The organism is Methanocorpusculum petauri, from assembly GCF_026891975.1.
Classification (GTDB): Archaea; Halobacteriota; Methanomicrobia; order Methanomicrobiales; family Methanocorpusculaceae; genus Methanocorpusculum; species Methanocorpusculum petauri.
Genome location: NZ_JAPTGB010000054.1, coordinates 1 through 774, shown reverse-complemented (window position 1 = coordinate 774; position 774 = coordinate 1). Strand labels below are relative to the sequence as shown.

The 774-nt window shown below is 48.2% G+C and carries 1 protein-coding gene; it reads right to left on the bottom strand.

Features of this window, described 5'->3' with window-relative positions:
• Window positions 1–434: 434 nt before the first annotated feature.
• Window positions 435–590, bottom strand: a complete 156-nt coding sequence (locus O0S10_RS10470) for a hypothetical protein (protein ID WP_268925829.1) — start codon at window positions 588–590, stop codon at window positions 435–437.
• Between the last annotated feature and the right edge of the window lie 184 nt (window positions 591–774).

Genomic DNA, 774 nt, shown 5'->3' with positions numbered 1-774 from the left:
CATGCCCACTCACCACTTACCCATCAACAGCTTCCAGAAAAAATACCTGCTAAATATCTCCACTCAATTAATACACAGATTCTTTCTGTGATATTCCGTAAGCCGCGAAGCGGCGGTATTCCGTGATATTTTCTTCATTCCGTGTATTCCGTGGTTACTCCAAGCAAAACCACCGTAAAAGACTCCCGAAACACCGCTTCACACATAGCTTCACACGTAGTTACAGAACATTGCGGATTCATCCAAAACACACACACATTTGCCGGGATGCCTGCCGAAACCAGAAAAAACCGCGAAATCATATCATCTTTTTTTCTCGGACGGATTCTCCGGAGGGATCGCTTGGGGAACTGTTTTCGTTTACCGTAGAAAAAAACCACAAAATAGACAAAACCGGTACGGATATACCGGCGGAAAAAAAGTGTTCGGGAGGATTAGTCCCGGTCTTCGTTTGCGGTTGCGCCGAGGGGGTTGTCCTCTGCTTTGAGTGCGGCGATTGCAGCATCGAACGCGTTCGCAGAAGTGATCGGTGCGGTGAAGGTGCGCTTTGCGCCCTTCACCAGAGAAGTGGGGGTGAAATCAAGTGGCATTTTTTTGTATCCTGGAGAAAGGGATTGGGGGATTCGAGTGTTTCGGGGGTGATTTCCCTTTCTCTGATTCGTGTATTGGAGGTGTGAGATTACTATGTTTCGGGAGAGGGGAGCTTTTGTCCCGAAGTGTCTGTCCGCCGGGATGGTTTCAGGAATCTTTCGTCGTGGATTTCCTTGGAAGAAA